The organism is Niabella aquatica, from assembly GCF_054779315.1.
Map to the genome: position 1 here is coordinate 20,253 of NZ_BAAGYM010000017.1, position 18,576 is coordinate 38,828.

Genomic DNA, 18,576 nt, shown 5'->3' on the forward strand with positions numbered 1-18,576 from the left:
AGGCTTTTAATAAACGGCCATTTATAATTTATATTGCGTTTGATGAAAACAGAATATTTTTATCTTATGCCAAATGTAAAATCCAATAAAAATAGGTCCTGATGAAAGATAAAAAAAATACAGATGAATAAAACAGTTTGTATAATCAGTGCAATTGCATTAGCCGGTACAGTAAATGCCCAGATCCTAAAGATAACGGCTGATGATTACAAAAGAGCCGAACAGTTCCTGCTATATCATACTTCGAAGCTCGTTGACTGGGCTAATCCTTATCCCAATTGGCTGGAGGGAGATAAATTTTGGTACCGGAACGGGCAAAAAATCTTTCTGGTAGATCCTGTAAAGAAATCAAAGCAGGAATCTGCTGCTTATAAAGAGGCGGTTGGTGAAGACCGGGACAAATGGCGTACGCGAAAAACCTTTGAAATGGTGTCTCCTGATGGCAGAAAAGCTGTTTTTATTAAGGAATGGAACCTCTGGATAAGAGACCTGGAAACGAACGCGGAAAAGCAATTAACTACAGATGGTACAGAGAATTATGGTTACGCAACAGACAATGCGGGATGGAGGCACAGCAATGCCGCAATTGTAAAATGGTCGCCCGATTCAAAAAAAGTAGCCACGTTTCAGCAGGACCAGCGTAAGGTGAATGATATGTACCTGGTAACTACCAATGTAGGTGCCCCAAAGCTGGAGCAATGGAAGTATCCTTTGCCTGGCGATACGCATATTGTTACTATAAGAAGAGTAATTATAGAAGTGGAAGAGCCGAAAGTGATTTCATTGAACGTGCCTCCTGATCCGCGCCGGGCTACTGTAGGTGATGATATTTCGAGTAATGGAGTTTTTGATGATGTAGATTGGTCGCCTGATGCAGCCGAAATGGCTTTTGTTTCTTCGTCAAGAGATCATAAAAATGCCAGGTTGAGAATAGCCAATGCGAGCACCGGGGCGGTTAGAGAAGTATTTGAAGAGACCGTAGAAACGCAGTTTGAATCGGGCAGGGGCGCTGTTAACTGGTGTTACCTTCCAAAGTCGAACGAGATCATCTGGTACTCTGAGCGTGATAACTGGGGGCATTTGTATTTGTACGACAGCAAAACAGGAAAGCTGAAACATCAGATCACGAAAGGAGAGTGGCTGGTTGGTAAAGTGCTGAAAGTAGATGAAAAAAAGCGTGTGATTTACTTTACAGGCTATGGCCGGGAAAAAGGGAATCCTTACTTTGCTTATTTCTATAAAATAGGATTTGACGGCAAAGGGCTCACCTTATTAACGCCTGAGCCGGGCAATCATAACATTAGTTTATCTCCATCGGGGAACTATTTTACAGATGTGTACTCTCAGCCCGATGTGCCACCGGTAGCTGATTTCAGAAGTATTAAAGGTGAATTAATAACGAACCTTGCTAAGGCCGATGTTTCCCGCCTGGTGGCAGAAGGATGGAAGCCTCCTGTTCCGGTACGTATAAAGGCAGCGGATGGTGAAACAGATATTTACGGTCTTGTATTTACGCCGGTTAAAACAGATCTTTCAAAAAAATATCCTGTAGTTAATTATATTTATCCCGGACCGCAGGGCGGAAGCGTGGGAAGCTGGAATTTTTCAGCATCAAGAAGCGATCACCAGGCTTTGGCAGAGCTGGGCTTTATTGTTGTGGTAATTGAAGGAACCGGCAACCCTTACAGGTCCAAAAGTTTTCATGACCGGAGCTATGGCAATATGGCGGAAAATACATTGCCCGACCAGATCGCTGCTATAAGACAACTGTCTGCAATTTACCCGATGGACACGACAAAAGTAGGTATATGGGGGCACAGCGGTGGAGGATTTGCTACTGCTGCGGCCATGTTCAAATATCCTGATTTTTATAAAGTAGGTATTGCAGAATCGGGCAACCACGATAACCGGAATTATGAAGATGACTGGGGAGAACGTTATAACGGACTGGTAGCGAACAGCGACTATGCAGCCCAGGCTAACCAGGCATATGCCGGCAATCTGAAAGGTAAACTGATGCTGGTGCATGGTATGATGGATGATAATGTTCCCCCTTATAACACCTTATTGGTTGTTGAGTCCCTGCAAAAGGCGAATAAAGATTTCGACCTGGTACTCTTTCCCAATGCAAGGCATGGCTTCGGAGTATATTCCAGCTATATGATGCGCCTGCGCTGGGATTATTTTGTGAAGCATTTATTAGGCGCCGAACCTCCTAAAGAGTACCTGATGGGAGCCGGCGGGTAATGGGAAATGCTGATGTATCTGTGTAGCAGCAATAATCGGCTCTGTAAACCAATAAACAACGTTCACTGTACCCAAAAATGATTATTGGAAACTGCGTGTTAAAGATCGTTTATTTTTGTTAGCACGCAACTTCAGGGCGTATGATTGCAGTTAATGTATAAATGATCGAAAATGAGAAGGAGCGCCAAAGTCGCATAGCACTATTATATCGAAATTGATATGCCTGCACAGGTTATACTTCTGCTATATCTTTCCAGGATAAGATGCTTAATTTCTCATCCTGTATGCTTGTTTTGCTTCCTCCGTATATAAGCATACTTTGAGATCCCTGCGGGTTGTTTTTTCTCCAGTACCGGACGCTGTTAAACATAGCAGGGGTTGTTTTTTTAGCTGCTTTTATTTCAATGGCGATAGGCTGGCCATCCTTCTCGTATATAAGATCTATTTCGTTTCCTGCGCTGTCCCTGAAGTAGTACAGGCCTTCCTGTATTCCTTTATTGAAATTATTTTTTTTGATCTCTGTAATGATCCAGTTTTCAAACAGCGCTCCGTAAGCCTGGTGATTTTTTAAGTGAGCAATATTTTGAATTCCTAATAGCCGGCATAGCAAACCGGTATCGTAAAAATATAGTTTGGGACTTTTAAGGATACGTTTGTTCAGATTATTATACCAGGGCTGTAATAAAAAAACAATATAGCTACTTTCTAATACCCCTAACCAGGAAAGAATGGTTTTAGTATCAACGCCTACCTGTCTTGCCAGCTCATCGCGATTGAGCACCTGCCCTGCATAGTTGGCGCACAGGTATAAAAATCGGCTGAAAGTAGCCATGTTGCTGATGTTTTTTAGCAGGCGCACATCCCGTTGTACATAAGTTTGTATATAGCTGTTCATCCATATTTCAGGTTTTAGGCGTTCCTGCCATATTTCGGGGTAGCCACCAGTCAGGATATGTTTAAAAACATCATCGCTGTTTAGCTTTGCTTCCTGCAGCTCTGCATAGCTAAAAGGTAATAGCGATATATAGCCCGCACGTCCTGCAAGGGATTGGGAAATTTGTTCCTGTAGCAAGAAATTGTTAGACCCTGTTAATATAAACTGCCCCCTGCGGTTATTTTTATCTAAAAGGATTTGCAGGTACCGGAGCAGGTCGGGCACGCGCTGCACTTCATCCAGTATAGCGCCTTGTTTATAAGGCTTTAAAAATTTTTCTATATCCTGTAATGCTTTAGCCTGTACAGCCGGGTTCTCAAAGTTGATGTATGGTTTATCCGGGCAGAGCATTTGGCTTAATGTGGTTTTGCCGCTTTGCCTGGGGCCGGTGATACATAAAGCCCTGAACTGGGATAAGGATTCTTTTGCTGTCGATAGTATCGATCGTTGTATCATCCGGTTCCATTTTTGCAAAAATATGTAAAAATGGATTTAGATTCCATTTTTGCAAAAAAATGTAAAAATGGAGTTTTATCTGAACGGCATACGAGTATTTATATGAGTGCTTGCTGCCTTTGCCGTGCATTAACTCTTGATATAGAAACGAAACGGCCGGAAATATGATCTTGAAGTTTCCCTGGGGCTAATAAGTAAACACTTTATCACCTGCCATTACCTCATGCGTTTTTTCATTAAAAGTGGCTTTCATTCCCGTGTGTGACGCAGCAGTGGTCATTATATTGGCAATAGAATGATAATACCCGGCTTCCACAGGTGCATTGGTCTCTTTCCGGCTGCGTATACATTCCATCCAGTTACGCATATGGGCGCTAGTAAGCGGATCGCCCCCGGTATTGGCGCTTGCAACAACCTTTTCGGCTTTTTCTACCAAAGCCATTTCAGGTAATAAAATGGGTGGCATATTCATGGCTTTTGCATGATTTTCTTTAAGGCCACCTTTAGGCGATACTTTATTGGTAATTAAATTAAGCTCACCGCCTTTTGAAAAATAAATTTCTGATGGATTTTCGTCGCCATTACCCATGCGGCTCATAAATACTACCTGGAACCCGTTTGTTGGATCATTTGCATCGCCATAATCAAATACAGCAGTAGTGGTATCCCAATTACTGCGACCATCGGGCCAGTTGTAAATGCCACCATTGGCGGTTACGCTGCGGGGATGCTTTAACCCGCTAAACCAATGCACTGTATCGATCTGGTGGCTCATCCACTGGCCGGGCTGTCCTGAGGAATAAGGCCAGAACAGCCGATATTCCAGGTATTTCCTGGGGTTCCAGGCTTCGAAAGGCCGGTTGATGAGGAAGCGTTTCCAATCGGTATCTTCCTGTTTAAGACGGGCAACCAGGTCGGGCCTGCGCCATCGCTCCGGCTGGTTCACATTCCAGGTAAGTTCTACCATATTAATGGCGCCAAATTTTCCGGATTTAATGTAATGCTCGGCAGCTTTGTAGTTGCTGCCGCTTCTGCGCTGAGACCCTATTTGTATAATCTGGTTGGATGCCTTTACCGCTTTTAATGCAGCGCGTGCATCTGCCATGGTCTCCGCAAAAGGCTTTTCCACATAGGCATCGCATCTGGCATTTACTGCTTCGATGGTATGCAGGGCATGTTGAAAATCGGCAGTGCTTATAATAACGGCATCTGCAGTTTTAGAATCGTAAAGCGCTTCGTTATTTTTAAAGCCTTTTATATCGCGGCCGGTTTTTTCTTTTATGTAGGCAACACCTGCATCTCTCCGATAATTCCAAAGATCTGACAACCCTGTTATATCAAAATTCAGCTCTTTATAATGGTTCAGAAAAGAGGGGAATAAAGACTGCCGGAACCGGTCTGAAAATCCTATAATCCCTACTCTCACACGGTCGTTAGATCCGATAATATTCGCATAGCTTTTGGCGCTGAAAGCGGTTGCTCCCAGGTAAAGCCCCGTTCCGGCGAGTGTGCCATTTTTTATAAACTTTCTTCTTGAATGAGACATACGGCGTAATTTGCTCTAAGATAATCATTTTGATACAACAGGCTCTGCGTTTTTACATTTTATTACATAGATTTTGATGTAACATTGCAGGCATATGATACCCCTGGATATTAAAAATAATATTTCATTAAAGCCTTATAATACTTTTGGCGTTGATGCCGGTGCAGCATATTTTGCTGTTGCTAAAACAGTTGATGATGTAAGGGAATGCCTGCAGTGGGCCAATGCTCATGAGCAGTCAGTACTTATCCTGGGAGGCGGCAGCAATGTGCTTTTAACCAGGGATATTCCGGGCCTGGTATTGCAAAATGCCATCAGAGGAATAGAAAATGTGCGCGAGGATGAGCAGTTCGTTTATCTGAAAGCGGGTGGAGGCGAGATTTGGCATCAGTTCGTTTTATATTGCCTGGATCATAATTATGCAGGTGTTGAAAATCTTGCTTTGATACCCGGGAGGGTGGGCGCCTCACCTATGCAAAACATAGGAGCTTACGGAGTGGAAATAAAAGAAGTATTTTACGAACTGACTGCCATACACAGGAGCTCCCTGGAAATGGTAACATTTTCTAACCGGGATTGTGAGTTTGGATACAGGGAAAGTGTATTCAAGCATCAATATAAAAATGAGTTTGTAATTACCGATGTTACTTATAAGCTGGCTAAAACACCGCATTTCAATATAGAATATGGTGCAATAAAGCAGGAGCTGGAAAAAGCCCGTGTAAAGGATCTGTCCATCCGGGCCATTGCCGATGCAATAATTGCTATCAGATCGTCTAAATTACCTGACCCCCAACAGATAGGCAATGCTGGCAGCTTCTTTAAAAACCCCTCTGTTGATAAAGAAAGATATTCACAGTTAAAGGAGCGGTTCCCTTCGGTTGTGGCTTACGAAAATGCCGACGGAACGATGAAGCTGGCGGCAGGATGGCTGATAGAGCAGTGCGGCTTAAAAGGTTTCAGGAAGGGCGATGCCGGCGTACATGAAAAGCAGGCGCTGGTACTGGTAAATTACGGAAAGGCACGCGGTGCTGATATTTTAGGAGTATGCCGCATAGTGCAGGATGCTGTTATGAATAAGTTTGGTATAGGATTAATGCCGGAAGTAAACATACTCTAGTAGGCGCTTACATTATAAATTGTATCTTCGCGCCCATTTTTAAAAACTTCTAATTGTTAATCTAAAAATCAAAGGATGAAGAAAGTTTTTTTATTAAGCCTTATTTCAGTTTCATTATATTCCGGACTGTATGCACAAAAAGCATTCTATGGAAGGTCTGTAAGGTTTGGATTTAAGGTAGATCCTGTATTTGCTAATGCTTTAAGGCCTGCTGAAAACGGTGTGGAAAGAAAAAACAGCGGTTTGGGTGTCAACTACGGCCTGATGGCCGATATAATGTTTAGCGATGGCAGAGGTGCTTTTGCTACAGGGCTGGAAGTGGCCCACGGGTCATCAGAGCTGACTTATAATACTGCTGGCAGAGGTTTGTACAGAGCTGAAGCATCGGGCAGCGATCAGACCTATAAGCTTAAATTACAATACCTGCAAATCCCGCTCAGTGTAAAGCTGAAAACCAACCAGCAAAACGGTTTTCGCTTCTGGGGGCAGTTTGGTACCTATATGGGCGCCTTGTTAAAGTCTAGAATGGATTATTCTTATGGCTCTGTTGCTGAGAAAAATGTAAATGCCATGAAGCATACGAATAAAGTAAACCTGGGTTTATTGGTGGGTGCAGGAGGAGAATACCAGGTTGCTGAAAAAACAGATCTTTTCTTTGGGCTTGGCTTCGAAAATGGTTTTACTGATATTACATCCAATGGCAGCTGGAAAGACGGAAAAGTAGGCTTGAACAGATGGGCGATACGCCTGGGCATGTTTTTCTAAAAGGGAATTTCATTAAATAAAACAAAGGAGGCAACAGTTTTTGTTGCCTCCTTTGTTTATCGGAACAGGAAGTTATTGTTTTATAATAACGCCGCAGCCAATGCGAGGTCCTGAGTTACCGGTAGGCTGTGTGGTATAATCATCAGTACCACCGTGCACAATGATACCAAGACCGACAATATTATTAGCCGCACCGTCTGTGATACTCCACCTGTCGGTAGTTACAGATTTTGTGGCATGACCGTCACTGTTAAGCTGCATATTTCCTATATCTCCCGAGTGAAAGGGAGCCACATCCCACTTCCCATGTTTTTCTTTCGTAGGATTCCAGTGGCCGTGCGCGCTTTCACCTTTGTTACTACAATCGCCGTGTTCATGAAAGTGTACAGCAACATTACTGTCAGCTCTTAATTTATCATCAATAGAAAGATCAAGGCGCATTTTGGTGCTATCCAGCTGGTAAAATTTTGCCGTACCAATCTGTAGGGTAGAGTCTGCTGTGGACATCAGATTGGCGACTGCGACTAATGTGCCATCGGCAGAAGGTATGATATCAGTACTGTCTGTAACAACCATTGCTGAATCCGCCCCGGTAGCATCATCGCTATTGTTAGAGGCGTTTCCGCATGAAGCCAGTGCCGTAACGGCTATTATACCGCTTAGTAAAAATGAAAAACGTTTCATGATTTTTTTAAAATTTTTTAATTAATGAGGTTTAAAGAAATAAAAATAGATAAAAGTTTACTTTTACTATAGCATAACTATAATAATGTATCAACAGTCATAGCTTTTTCAAGCAAACATTGAACCAATTTATGAAAGAAGCAGAAATAATCAATCCCTGGAAAATAAACGGGCACAAAAATGTATATGATAATCCCTGGATCAGTATCACCGAGTTTGATGTTATAAATCCATCGGGTGGTAAGGGTATCTATGGGAAGGTGCATTTTAAAAACACAGCCATTGGGATAATTACTTTAGATGAAGAGCAGAACACCTGCCTGGTAGGTCAGTACCGTTTTGTATTAAATGCCTTCAGCTGGGAAATACCTGAAGGTGGCTGCCCGGATGGTGAGCATTATATCGAAGCTGCAAAAAGAGAGCTGCAGGAAGAAGCCGGCCTCATAGCTGAAGAATGGAAAATAATCTCACGATCCCATTTATCCAACTCGGTGAGTGATGAGATGTGTATTATTTTTTTGGCGAGAATTTTGACACAGGGTGTTGCGACTCCTGAAGAAACAGAAGACATAAAAATAAAGAAAATACCATTTACCGAAGCCGTAAAAATGGTAAATGATGGTGTCATAACAGATGCTATTTCTATTATGGCCATACAAAAAGTACAGCTGATGCTACTTTCAGGTGAACTATAAATTGTCATAATTTGAAGGCTAAAAGAGATATAGCAGTGAAAGTATCTGCCGATCCACGCCTCGCCATGGTTCGACGGGTAACCAAGCTAATGGATGAGCAGTTCTCCATTGGTGGCTTTAAGTTTGGGCTCGATCCTATCCTTAACCTGCTGCCTGTAGCCGGCGATATTGGCAGTTATGTTATTTCGGTTTCTCTAATAATAACCATGATACAATATGGCGCATCTGGCAGACTGGCTATGAAAATGCTCGGAAATGCTACCCTTGATGCGCTGGTGGGGGCCATACCTTTTCTCGGATGGATATTTGATTTCGCCTACAAAGCCAATACCCGGAACCTTAAATTGTTAACAGAACATTATACCGAAGGCAAACACCGTGGCAGCGCAAAACCCATTATTATTTCGGTATTAATTGTTATGCTGCTGGTGCTGGCAGTTTTAATTGGGTTGGTCATAGAACTGTTTGTGTGGCTGGAAAAGGTGCTGAGATTGTAGTTTTGTTTAAACCGGATAGTATATGGTATTTCCCTGCCTTTTTAGTTTCTTTGCTTTGTGAAAAATTTCAGATCGCCGCAGAGGCCCAGGAAAAGCGCTCTTATTATAGGCGCAGAAAAGATAATAGAGGCATTAAAAGCCGGAAAAGGACTGGACAGGATTTATATGGATACCCGGTATGTGGGTAAAGAGGCTTCGGAACTAAAAATGCTGGCGGCACAACATGGGGTACCGGTTAATTATGTGCCACAGCAGAAGCTGCACAGCTTTAATGTGGAAGGCCATGGCGGCTGCATTGCACAGATCGCCAAAGTGCAATATCAGAACCTGCAGGATATTATTTCTTTTGTCGTAGAGAGGGGCGCCGCTCCTTTATTTTTGATTTTAGATGGTATCACTGATATCCGTAATATTGGAGGTATCGCGCGTACGGCCTGGTGTTGTGGTGTTAATGCTATTATTATTCCCGATAAAGGAGTAGGCGCTTTAAATGAAGATGCTATCCTTACTTCTGCCGGAGCTTTGGAAAAGATCCCGGTATGCCGTGTTAACAGCCTGATGAAAGCAGTGGATGAGCTGCACCTCAATGGCATTACTGTTTTTGCCAGCGAAATGACCGCTTCAAAGAATATTTATGATTGCGATTTTACGGTTCCGGCCGCTATTGTAATGGGCAGTGAGGAAAAAGGCATTTATCCGGCATTGCTGAAGGTATGTGATGAAAATATCAGTATACCAATGAATAACAATTTTGAGAGCCTCAATGTTTCTGTTGCTACAGGTATGATTTTATATGAAGTGATGAAACAGAGGGAGAAAATGTAGAATATTAAATGTAGAATGTAAAATATTGAATATAGGGTTTTATATTTCTTATTTTTGCTACTACAGGTGGCAGTACGTAACAACTTAAGATTATTTATCAGCAAAACAAAATTTACACTAAAGTATTAAATATTTAATTTTAAATAACGAGTTCTACATTTAGCATTCAATATTTTACATTCAACATTCCCCGCATGGACTTCATGGCGCCTATAAATATTACCCGGTTGCAGCCACCTGTTGCTTATGGAAATAAGATCTTGCTTATTGGGTCCTGCTTTACCGAGCATATTGGTAATGCTTTGGCCGACCATAAGTTTGAGGTGCTGCAAAATCCGCATGGGATTTTATTTGAGCCCGCAAGTGTAAGGCACAGCCTTATATCTTATATAGAAAACAGGAAATATACCGGGGCCGACCTGTTTTTCCTGAACGAGCTGTGGAACTCATGGTACCATCATTCCCGCTTCTCAGGTATGGACAAAGAGAAGGTACTGCAAAATATCAACGCAGCTGTAGAGCAGGCACATCATTTTTTAAAAGATACGGATTGGCTGATTATTACCCTGGGTTCGGCATTTTCTTATATCCTGTCATCCAACAACCTGCAAAATGAAAGGCACGATCTGCATGTAGCCAACTGCCATCGGGCGCCCGGACAGTGGTTCTATAAAAAGTTGCTGGGTATTGAAGAAATTATTGCGGCAATGGATAACACTTATCATCGTTTGCGCACTTTCAACCCTAAGATTAAAATACTGTTTACTGTGAGCCCTGTACGCCATTTACGTGATGGTGTTATAGACAATAACCGTAGCAAAGCGCGGCTGATAGAAGTGGTGCATCACCTGGTAGATAAATTTCCAGGGGTATATTATTTCCCGGCTTATGAACTGGTTATTGACGTGCTGCGCGATTATCGTTTTTACGATACAGATATGGCGCACCCCAATTACCAGGCTACAGAATTTGTATTGGATCAATTTACAGAAACCTGTATTGACGAGGCTTCGCAGCGATTAATGAGGGAGATAAGACAAATTGCTATTGCCCGGAAGCATAAAGCTTTCCAGCCGCTAACCAACGCGCATCAACAGTTTTTAAAAGCCCATTATGAAAAAGCAAAAATACTGGCCGAAAAATATCCCTTCCTCAACCTGGAGGAAGAGATAAAATATTTTTCAGGCAGTTGATTTTAGATTACGATATTTTATAGACTGTTTTTGTGTAATATTCGGCTCCCGGTCTTAAAATAGTATTGGGGAAGTTTTCAATCCTGATCGCGTTAGGATGCTTTTGTGTTTCAAAGCAAAAACCGGAGAAGGGTTTATAGGGGGTGCCGTTTTTGCCGCTGATTTCGGGAGCTCCACACGCATTGTATAAGTGCACCAGTGGTTCGGTGGTAAATACCTGTAAGGTAGTGCCATTAAAATCAGCTTCGGCAGCTACATTTTCAATACCAGCCACATCTAAGGGGAAGCTGATGTCAATCCCGTTTTCAGGGTTTTCAATTTTCCCTGTTTGGCTGGGTGTGGTAAAATCGTTGCGGGTATCTTTCACCGGCAATACCTTTCCTGTGGTACAATAGTTCGCATCCTGCTCCAGGTAATGGCTGGCATTTATTTTTAAATGATGGGTGTGTATATCTCCTTCGCCATTATTCAAGTTGAAATAACTATGGTGCGTAAGATTGACTGCTGTGGGTTGAGTGGTCGTGGCTTTATATTCATAGCTCAGCTCGTTATCATCATCATCCAGTTTAAAAATAATTTGCGTGGTCAGTTCACCAGGAAATCCTTCTTCTCCATCTGGGCTTACATATTGCAAAACCAGCTCATCATCAGCAGACGCCATCCTTTCCCAAACCTTTTTATCAAAGCCTTCTATGCCGCCATGCAGCTGGAAACCGGGATTGGAGCTGTTTAAGGGATATACTGTACCATCTATTGTAATAGCCGCTTTGTCAATTCTGTTACCATACCGGCCTATTGCAGCCCCAAAATAAGGATAGCTTTTAAGATACGCTTCGCTCCAATACTGACCAGGATCATCAAAGCCCAGAACAATATCATTGTAAGTATTGTCAGATTTCTTTATTTTTAACGCCATAATAATAGCGCCATAATTAGTAATGTTCACAATGGTACCTGCTTTGTTTTTTAAAGTATATACAAATACCTCTTTCCCGTTAGGGTGCTGGCCATATAATTGCTCTGATATTTCCACCATAAAATTATTTTTGATAAAAATATACAATTGATATGATTATAGATAATCTGAAAGCTGAATTCGAAAAGAAATTTAACAAGCCTGCCGAACATATTTTTTTCTGCCCGGGCCGGGTAAATCTTATTGGTGAACATATTGATTATAACGGCGGCATGGTAATGCCATGTGCCATTACGATGGGTACCACATTGCTTGTAGCCAAAAACAATGATAATATATTCAGGTTTCGCGCCGTTGATTTTCCCGAAACCACAGATGTGGCAATACAAAGCGCTTATAGCAAAACCGGCCCCGAATGGTTCAACTATCCTGTTGGTGTCATTTACGAGTTTACAAAAGCGGGGATTGAGCTAACCGGGCTTGATTTTCTTTTTAGCGGCAACCTGCCTATTGGTTCGGGTCTTTCTTCTTCAGCTTCTATCGAAGTATTAACAGCTCATGCTTTAAATGAAATATTTAACGGAGGCATGAGCAAAGTGGAGCTGGCTTTGCTGGGTAAGCGTGTAGAGAATGATTTTATGGGGCTGAACAGCGGGATCATGGATCAGTTTGCAGTGGCTATGGGTAAAGATGCCCATGCTGTTTTGTTGAATTGTGATACGCTGGACTACGAATATCTGCCTTTTGAAATTGGTGATTATGTGCTGGCTATTATCAACACCAATAAACCCCGGAAACTGGTAGAATCTAAGTATAACGAGCGTTTTAATGAGTGCCGTACGGCTTTGAAGCAGTTGCAGCAAAGGCTAAATGTAACCCATTTATGCGAAGTGAATATTGAAGACTTTACCAGGAACAGGGAGCTGATCAGCGATACGGTAATCGAGAACAGGGCATTGCATGTGATCTCTGAAGATGAAAGAGTGAAAAAGGCCAAGAATGCCTTAGTATCAGGCGATATTAAAACATTTGGCGAGCTGATGTACGCTTCGCATGATTCTTTGCAAAACCTGTATGAGGTTTCGGGCAGGGAATTAGACACGATCGTTGATTTCTGCAAAAACTATAACGATTGTATTGGCGCCCGTATGACAGGCGCTGGTTTTGGAGGCTGTGCCATTGCTTTGGTAAATAAAGACAACTTTGATGATTTCAGCGAAAAACTTGCAGCATATTATAACGCACATATCGGGTACAAACCCGGGATATTTTCATCTGTAATTGCTGAAGGAGTGAGAACAATAGTGTAATTCATGCCTGAAGACTAAAAAAGATTAAGCGAATAATCTTTTCTCCCGGATTTTTAGTTAATTAGATCAGGGAGTGGTTTTTTTGAACGGGAAGGCTTCCTTTCTTTCAGTTCCGTTTATGATGCCTGAGACTTCTGCATAAAGTGAGTCTGCCCCTACTTTGTTATAGACTATTTTAGTAGGAAAATCGTGCTGCAGGTTCTCAAAAACCAACGTCTTTTCATTGCTGTACACGAGCCTGAAACTAACAGGCATCTCATTTTGATTTTTTGTGCGCACCACATAATCTAATGTATCCTTCCTTAGCTGCAGGGTTACATTTTCATAAAATACGGTATCATCCTCCGCTATTACAAAGCTTTCTGCTTTAAAGGTGGAGTCATTTTCTTTTTCCCAGTTTTCTGTAGCAGCTCCATGCTCCGACAGGTTTTGCCAGCTGCCCAGTAACCAGCCTGCCTGCTCCAGCTTTGTATAATCGGGCACAGCGCTGTTTTTGGCACTGCTCTTTTTTTCGTTAGCGGTATTGCAGCAAACGAGTGATACTACTATAAGAAATGTTGCTGTAAAATTGCGGGTCATATTTACCAATGTTGTTGTTTATGTTGATTTTTCGTTATAAAGCTGGGGTGTGAAACTTTACTGTTGAAAGCTCTGCGTAAGGTGGTAACTGCACCTGGGCCATTTATATCATTTCTGCCAGTAACTTTCCCATGGCAGGCGCTAATGCCACTCCCATACCCCCCAGCCTTACGGCGCAAAAGGTACGGTCTGTGAGCTGTTTGAGAATAGGTGTTTTTTCCTGCCCCATCGCAATAATACCTGCCCAGCGGCATGCTATAGCTGGCTTTTGCCCGGGCAATATAAATTTAGAAAGAAAATCTTCAAGCGCCTGCTGTATAGGCAGGGTAGTAAACGCGTCGAGTGTATACTCTGTAGCAATAGCGGTATTTCTTGCACCTCCCAACAAGATCCTGTTATTCAGGTTCCGGAAATAATAAAAGCCTTCATCGTAGTGAAATACTCCTTTAAATTTTAAATCCGGAACAGGGGCCGTAAGCAATACCTGCCCGCGCGCAGGAACAACCGCTATATGCGGCAGTATAGATTTGCTAAATGCGTTGGTGCAGAAGATCAGCTGCTGTGTGTGTAATGTGCGTTTGTCAGTGGTTTGCAGCTTTATATCATCGGAGCTTTCTTCGAAACTTTTTAACTCGGTCCCGCACATGAGCTGAACATCCATTCCTGATAGTTTTTGTATCAGGGCACCCAGCAATTTACCAGGGTGCAGTCCACCTTCAAACCGGTTCTCTATAAGGTACCGGGTATTCGCAAAGCCAAACTGCCCTATCAGTTCATTTTTTAAAATAAACGTTTCGGTAGCGGAAGTAACAGGATAGAGCAGGCTGTTCACTGCGCTGAGTTTTTCAAGTGATGCTTCTTTGTTAAGCAGCTCATAGCCGCCGGTATTATAATAATCTATTGCCGAGTCATTAAAGTGCTGACGGATCGTTTTGAGCCCTTCAAAGCGCCAGTTAAGCAATTGCAATGCTTTGTCAGTCCCTATGGTATCTATATCTGACAGTATTTCTGTAAAACTTCCAAAGCAGGCAAAGCCGGCATTACGGCCTGAAGCGCCTGCAGGTACCGGGCCACGTTCTATGATGGTAATTTTTTTTGACGGATATTTTTGTTTAAGGTAAAAGGCTGTCCATAAGCCGGTAAAGCCGGCACCTACAATAATAATATCCTGCGGCGCATAAAATGTTTCAGCTTCCCAAATGCTTATTTGTTGCAAATGATTTTTATTTTTATGAAGATAAATAATAAAATTTCAAAATATAAATTCAAATTTCAATGGCTTATTGGCTTATAAAATCAGAACCTTTTAAATATAGCTGGGATCAGCTGGTAAAAGACAAAAAAACTGTTTGGGACGGGGTACGCAATTATGCAGCGAGGCTTAATCTGAAAGCGATGAAAAAGGGTGATCTTGCATTTTTTTATCATAGCAACGAAGGAACAGAAATTGTTGGCATTGCCAAAATTGTAAAGGAGGCCTACCCCGATCCTACTACGGATGATGAGCGCTGGGTAGCCGTGGACGTGGCTCCTGTAAAAAAGCTGAAAAAGCCGGTAGCCCTGGCACAGATAAAAGCAGAAAAAAAATTACAGGATATGGACCTGGTGCGTCTGGGCCGGCTTTCCACGCAATCAGTCAAACCTGAGGAGTGGGAGATAGTGATGAAGATGGCGGGGGAGGAGTATTTTAAAAGTTAAAAGTTTGAAAGTTGAAAGCCGCCTGACCAGACGGACAGGGTTTATAGGTTTGTTTCCATATCAACATTTCAACCTGTAAACCTTTCAACATCAATTTACCAATCACTTAACAAATTCCAGGGATTACCATTTTTATGGAATTGGTATTAAAAGATATCTAATAAATAACTAAGAAGCCAAAGCATTCTATTAAATATCCGGAATTTAATAGCCTGCTTGCTGCCATGAGGTTTTGCCTCCATTAATCATTAAAAATTAAAATAATGAAACGCTTATTTTTTGCAATAGCAATATTGCCATGGATATTTATTGCCTGCAGCACAGGTAATAACAAAGATGTTGCTGTTAATGAACTTTCTATAAATGACCCGGCTGCTGAAAAACCGGAAGAGGCTGCCGCTGCAGAAAGCTATAAAGCATTTACACTGCCTGATACCGGAATAGGCGCAGGCATTGGAACTTCTGATATTTCTGCAACCAACATACCTGTAACTATAGATTGGGATAAGAAAATAATTAAAACAGCTAACATTACATTAGAAGTAGAAAAGCACGAAGCGTATGCTTCGTTTATACGGGACCTTGTTAAAAAATACGGTGGCTATATTTCCAGGGAGGATAATAATACTACTGATTACAAGAACGAAACCAACATTGTAATAAAAGTACCGGTATTGCAATTTGAAGAGCTGGTAAATGGATTGGCTGCAAAAGATACGCGCCAGTTGCAACGTAGCATCACTTCTGAAGATGTTACGGGTAATATTATTGATATTAAAGCGAGGCTTGAAACCAAAAAAGCAACGAAAGCCAAGTATTTAGAATTTCTAAAACAGGCAGGTAAAATGGAAGATGTACTTAAAGTGCAGCAGGAGATAAATGATATCCAGGAAGATATAGAATCTGCAGAAGCAAGGCTGGCCCGGCTTTCAGGGGAAGCAAAATACAGCACTATTAATCTTACCTATTTTGAACCGCTGGCAGGTTATAAAGCTGATAGTGATAAACCCGGTTTTGGAAGCCGTATTGTATCAGCTTTCAGCGAGGGTGGTAAGATCTTTGGAGATGTATTTATCGGCGTGTTTACTATATGGCCTTTATGGCTTGGTTTGGTAGCCATGATTTTTATTTTCAGGAGATTCAGGAGAAGCGCTGCGATTGTAAAAAAGAATCTCTAAGTTTACCGAATGAAGAAAAAGCTGGTAGTATTAACAGGGGCGGGCATCAGCGCTGAAAGTGGTATTAAAACATTCAGGGACAGCGGTGGTCTTTGGGAAGGATATGATGTGGCCGAGGTGGCATCTCCGGAAGGATGGAAAAGAAATCCCGCGCTGGTGCTTGATTTTTATAATATGCGCCGTAAACAGGCGCTGGAAGCCAGGCCCAATGCAGCTCATACAGGGCTGGCAGACCTGGAACAATATTTTGATGTACATATTATTACCCAGAATATAGATGACCTGCACGAGCGTGGCGGATCAACTAATATTACTCATTTGCACGGGGAAATATTCAAGATGCGCAGTGAAAATTCGCTTTGGCCTTCTTATGATATAAAAGACGATATACATATAGGTGATGTAGCACCGGACAGCGGGCAGCTGCGGCCCGATATTGTATGGTTTGGCGAAGCAGTGCCTATGATGGAAAGAGCGGCGCAAATAGCAATGGATGCAGACATTTTCGTGGTAGTAGGTACATCGCTGGTGGTATATCCTGCTGCAGGATTGATCGATATGGTTCCTGTTTATAATCCCAAATTCGTAATAGATAAACGGGTTCCTTTTTTGAAAGACATGCGTAATCTTACGATTATAGAAAAGCCTGCCACGGAAGGGGTGAAGGAGCTGACTTTGCGGCTAAAGGAAATGTTTGGAATGAGTTGATAGATGTTAGATATCAGGTATCAGTATTTAGCCGTTAGACTATGTACCATTGTACAGATGACGGTTGACAGGAGGGAAGTTTAAAGGTTTAAAAGTTGTTAAAGGTGGTTGGTTAAAAAGTTTACAAGGAGGGCGACCATGAATTATGAACCAGCATTCAGCGACCAGGCTATAAATATTCAATTTTCAATACGCGATAATCAATGTTCAATTGCCTCCGGAACGTACAATCAATGAATATTGAACATTGAGCATTGTTTGTTGATTATTACTCGTAAAATTTTTAATTTAAAATTAAATATTCAATATTTAATATTTCCATGAACTATGAACAAATATCCAGTATAGAAATTCTATAATTAAATGTATAATGCATGCAACCTGTAGCACATTCTGCATTTAATATTTTACATTCAATATTCTACATTTATCAGCTACCTGCTCTCTGCATATATTCTGAGGGCGTTAGGCCGAACTGTTTTTGAAAATTACGTCCGAATTGTGTCAGCGAACGATATCCTATTATTTCAGCGATCTGCCCAAGCGCAATCACTTTAGTGTTCATTAATTCAACCGCTTTTTTCAGCCTTGAAAGATTGATCATTTCATTTGGAGACAGGTTGGATATGGATTTTACTTTCCTGTAAAGGGTAGGACGGCTCATATTCATTGCAACCGCCAAATGGTCGACGTCCAGATCGTGGTTCTCGATATTTTCTACAATAAAATTATTTAGTTTTTCCAGGAACTCTTCGTCGAGCTTTGAATGAGCAATGCTTTTTATATGTGCGAGCGGCGAATTGATAAAATACTCTTTCACTTTATTCCTGTTCGTTAAAAGGCTGGAAACCTGTGCTGCCAGGTGCTCAGGTGAAAAAGGTTTTTCGATATAGGCATCTGCGCCAGTCGACAGGCCTTCAATTTTTGAGGCCAGGCTGTTTTTGGCAGTCAGCAGAATAACAGGTATGTGGCTCAGCTCAAAGCTGGACTTGATTTTATCGCAAAGTTCAAAACCATCTATTTCAGGCATCATTACATCGCTGATCACCAGGTGTATCACCTCTTCCGAAAGTATTTTTAAAGCCTCTGTACCATTAACTGCGGTAAAAATTGCATATATTTCTCCCAGGTCATCCTGCAAAAACTCAAGAATATCTTCATTGTCATCCACTATTAATAAAGCCGGTTTTTCAGAAATACCTGTATATGACATGCTCTTATAGTT

General features: G+C 41.8%; 18 protein-coding genes. 11 read left to right on the plus strand and 7 right to left on the minus strand.

Going from position 1 to position 18,576, the window contains the following annotated elements; all coding sequences use genetic code 11:
* Window positions 1-123 precede the first annotated feature (123 nt).
* On the plus strand, window positions 124-2,247 hold the full coding sequence (locus ACYVBM_RS14650) for a S9 family peptidase (protein ID WP_460686429.1): 2,124 nt from the start codon (window positions 124-126) through the stop codon (window positions 2,245-2,247).
* 232 nt (window positions 2,248-2,479) lie between these two features.
* On the opposite strand, the gene ACYVBM_RS14655 is transcribed toward ACYVBM_RS14650, so the two are convergent.
* Entirely contained in the window at window positions 2,480-3,637 is a 1,158-nt protein-coding gene (locus ACYVBM_RS14655; protein ID WP_460686430.1) for an ATP-binding protein, read from the minus strand.
* A gap of 187 nt (window positions 3,638-3,824) precedes the next feature.
* Window positions 3,825-5,183 (minus strand): Gfo/Idh/MocA family protein, encoded by a 1,359-nt coding sequence (locus ACYVBM_RS14660; protein WP_460686431.1) that lies wholly within the window; start codon window positions 5,181-5,183, stop codon window positions 3,825-3,827.
* Between the two features lie 94 nt (window positions 5,184-5,277).
* Here ACYVBM_RS14660 and murB point away from each other — a divergent pair, with 94 nt between their 5' ends.
* Both murB and ACYVBM_RS14670 read left to right on the plus strand, forming a co-directional pair.
* The gene (murB, locus tag ACYVBM_RS14665) at window positions 5,278-6,303 is read left to right on the plus strand and encodes a UDP-N-acetylmuramate dehydrogenase (protein ID WP_460686432.1); all 1,026 of its coding nucleotides are present in this window, start codon (window positions 5,278-5,280) and stop codon (window positions 6,301-6,303) included.
* Window positions 6,304-6,378: 75 nt separating this feature from the next.
* Window positions 6,379-7,068: a porin family protein gene (locus ACYVBM_RS14670; protein ID WP_460686433.1), complete on the plus strand. Its 690-nt coding sequence runs from the start codon at window positions 6,379-6,381 to the stop codon at window positions 7,066-7,068.
* 72 nt (window positions 7,069-7,140) lie between these two features.
* Here ACYVBM_RS14670 and ACYVBM_RS14675 read toward each other — a convergent pair whose 3' ends face one another.
* On the minus strand, window positions 7,141-7,752 hold the full coding sequence (locus tag ACYVBM_RS14675; RefSeq protein ID WP_460686434.1) for a superoxide dismutase family protein: 612 nt from the start codon (window positions 7,750-7,752) through the stop codon (window positions 7,141-7,143).
* A gap of 131 nt (window positions 7,753-7,883) precedes the next feature.
* Between ACYVBM_RS14675 and ACYVBM_RS14680 the strand changes: the two genes are divergently transcribed.
* From ACYVBM_RS14680 to ACYVBM_RS14695, 4 genes are all read left to right on the plus strand, one after another.
* On the plus strand, window positions 7,884-8,447 hold the full coding sequence (locus tag ACYVBM_RS14680) for an NUDIX domain-containing protein (RefSeq protein WP_460686435.1): 564 nt from the start codon (window positions 7,884-7,886) through the stop codon (window positions 8,445-8,447).
* An 11-nt stretch (window positions 8,448-8,458) separates the two neighbouring features.
* Window positions 8,459-8,944: a DUF4112 domain-containing protein gene (locus ACYVBM_RS14685; protein ID WP_460686436.1), complete on the plus strand. Its 486-nt coding sequence runs from the start codon at window positions 8,459-8,461 to the stop codon at window positions 8,942-8,944.
* A 57-nt stretch (window positions 8,945-9,001) separates the two neighbouring features.
* Window positions 9,002-9,769, plus strand: a complete 768-nt coding sequence (rlmB, locus tag ACYVBM_RS14690; protein WP_460686437.1) for a 23S rRNA (guanosine(2251)-2'-O)-methyltransferase RlmB — start codon at window positions 9,002-9,004, stop codon at window positions 9,767-9,769.
* 194 nt (window positions 9,770-9,963) lie between these two features.
* Window positions 9,964-10,962, plus strand: a complete 999-nt coding sequence (locus ACYVBM_RS14695) for a GSCFA domain-containing protein (RefSeq protein WP_460686438.1) — start codon at window positions 9,964-9,966, stop codon at window positions 10,960-10,962.
* A gap of 7 nt (window positions 10,963-10,969) precedes the next feature.
* Here ACYVBM_RS14695 and ACYVBM_RS14700 read toward each other — a convergent pair whose 3' ends face one another.
* On the minus strand, window positions 10,970-11,998 hold the full coding sequence (locus ACYVBM_RS14700; protein ID WP_460686439.1) for an aldose epimerase family protein: 1,029 nt from the start codon (window positions 11,996-11,998) through the stop codon (window positions 10,970-10,972).
* 32 nt (window positions 11,999-12,030) lie between these two features.
* Here ACYVBM_RS14700 and ACYVBM_RS14705 point away from each other — a divergent pair, with 32 nt between their 5' ends.
* Window positions 12,031-13,188 carry a galactokinase gene (locus ACYVBM_RS14705; RefSeq protein WP_460686440.1) on the plus strand — a complete coding sequence of 386 codons (1,158 nt, stop codon included), beginning with the start codon at window positions 12,031-12,033 and terminating at the stop codon, window positions 13,186-13,188.
* A 66-nt stretch (window positions 13,189-13,254) separates the two neighbouring features.
* Here the strand turns inward: ACYVBM_RS14705 and ACYVBM_RS14710 are convergent, their stop codons facing one another.
* Window positions 13,255-13,767 (minus strand): DUF6265 family protein, encoded by a 513-nt coding sequence (locus tag ACYVBM_RS14710; RefSeq protein ID WP_460686441.1) that lies wholly within the window; start codon window positions 13,765-13,767, stop codon window positions 13,255-13,257.
* 103 nt (window positions 13,768-13,870) lie between these two features.
* Window positions 13,871-14,983: an NAD(P)/FAD-dependent oxidoreductase gene (locus ACYVBM_RS14715; protein ID WP_460686442.1), complete on the minus strand. Its 1,113-nt coding sequence runs from the start codon at window positions 14,981-14,983 to the stop codon at window positions 13,871-13,873.
* A 59-nt stretch (window positions 14,984-15,042) separates the two neighbouring features.
* Between ACYVBM_RS14715 and ACYVBM_RS14720 the strand changes: the two genes are divergently transcribed.
* The 3 genes from ACYVBM_RS14720 to ACYVBM_RS14730 all read left to right on the plus strand — a co-directional run bounded on the left by ACYVBM_RS14720 (window position 15,043) and on the right by ACYVBM_RS14730 (window position 17,351).
* Window positions 15,043-15,465, plus strand: a complete 423-nt coding sequence (locus ACYVBM_RS14720) for an EVE domain-containing protein (RefSeq protein WP_460686443.1) — start codon at window positions 15,043-15,045, stop codon at window positions 15,463-15,465.
* A gap of 263 nt (window positions 15,466-15,728) precedes the next feature.
* Window positions 15,729-16,643, plus strand: a complete 915-nt coding sequence (locus ACYVBM_RS14725; RefSeq protein WP_460686444.1) for a DUF4349 domain-containing protein — start codon at window positions 15,729-15,731, stop codon at window positions 16,641-16,643.
* A gap of 9 nt (window positions 16,644-16,652) precedes the next feature.
* On the plus strand, window positions 16,653-17,351 hold the full coding sequence (locus ACYVBM_RS14730) for an SIR2 family NAD-dependent protein deacylase (RefSeq protein ID WP_460686445.1): 699 nt from the start codon (window positions 16,653-16,655) through the stop codon (window positions 17,349-17,351).
* Between the two features lie 430 nt (window positions 17,352-17,781).
* On the opposite strand, the gene ACYVBM_RS14735 is transcribed toward ACYVBM_RS14730, so the two are convergent.
* A complete protein-coding gene (locus tag ACYVBM_RS14735) occupies window positions 17,782-18,564 on the minus strand; it encodes a response regulator transcription factor (protein WP_460686446.1) in 783 nt (260 codons plus the stop codon).
* Window positions 18,565-18,576 lie beyond the last annotated feature (12 nt).

Coding starts and splice junctions, on each gene's coding strand:
- ACYVBM_RS14655 (WP_460686430.1), bottom strand. CDS start 3,637: ATGATACAACGATCGATACTATCGACAGCAAAAGAATCCTTATCCCAG.
- ACYVBM_RS14705 (WP_460686440.1), top strand. CDS start 12,031: ATGATTATAGATAATCTGAAAGCTGAATTCGAAAAGAAATTTAACAAG.
- ACYVBM_RS14650 (WP_460686429.1), top strand. CDS start 124: ATGAATAAAACAGTTTGTATAATCAGTGCAATTGCATTAGCCGGTACA.
- ACYVBM_RS14680 (WP_460686435.1), top strand. CDS start 7,884: ATGAAAGAAGCAGAAATAATCAATCCCTGGAAAATAAACGGGCACAAA.
- ACYVBM_RS14730 (WP_460686445.1), top strand. CDS start 16,653: ATGAAGAAAAAGCTGGTAGTATTAACAGGGGCGGGCATCAGCGCTGAA.
- ACYVBM_RS14720 (WP_460686443.1), top strand. CDS start 15,043: ATGGCTTATTGGCTTATAAAATCAGAACCTTTTAAATATAGCTGGGAT.
- ACYVBM_RS14725 (WP_460686444.1), top strand. CDS start 15,729: ATGAAACGCTTATTTTTTGCAATAGCAATATTGCCATGGATATTTATT.
- ACYVBM_RS14660 (WP_460686431.1), bottom strand. CDS start 5,183: ATGTCTCATTCAAGAAGAAAGTTTATAAAAAATGGCACACTCGCCGGA.
- ACYVBM_RS14710 (WP_460686441.1), bottom strand. CDS start 13,767: ATGACCCGCAATTTTACAGCAACATTTCTTATAGTAGTATCACTCGTT.
- ACYVBM_RS14700 (WP_460686439.1), bottom strand. CDS start 11,998: ATGGTGGAAATATCAGAGCAATTATATGGCCAGCACCCTAACGGGAAA.
- ACYVBM_RS14675 (WP_460686434.1), bottom strand. CDS start 7,752: ATGAAACGTTTTTCATTTTTACTAAGCGGTATAATAGCCGTTACGGCA.
- ACYVBM_RS14695 (WP_460686438.1), top strand. CDS start 9,964: ATGGACTTCATGGCGCCTATAAATATTACCCGGTTGCAGCCACCTGTT.
- ACYVBM_RS14735 (WP_460686446.1), bottom strand. CDS start 18,564: ATGTCATATACAGGTATTTCTGAAAAACCGGCTTTATTAATAGTGGAT.
- ACYVBM_RS14670 (WP_460686433.1), top strand. CDS start 6,379: ATGAAGAAAGTTTTTTTATTAAGCCTTATTTCAGTTTCATTATATTCC.
- murB (WP_460686432.1), top strand. CDS start 5,278: ATGATACCCCTGGATATTAAAAATAATATTTCATTAAAGCCTTATAAT.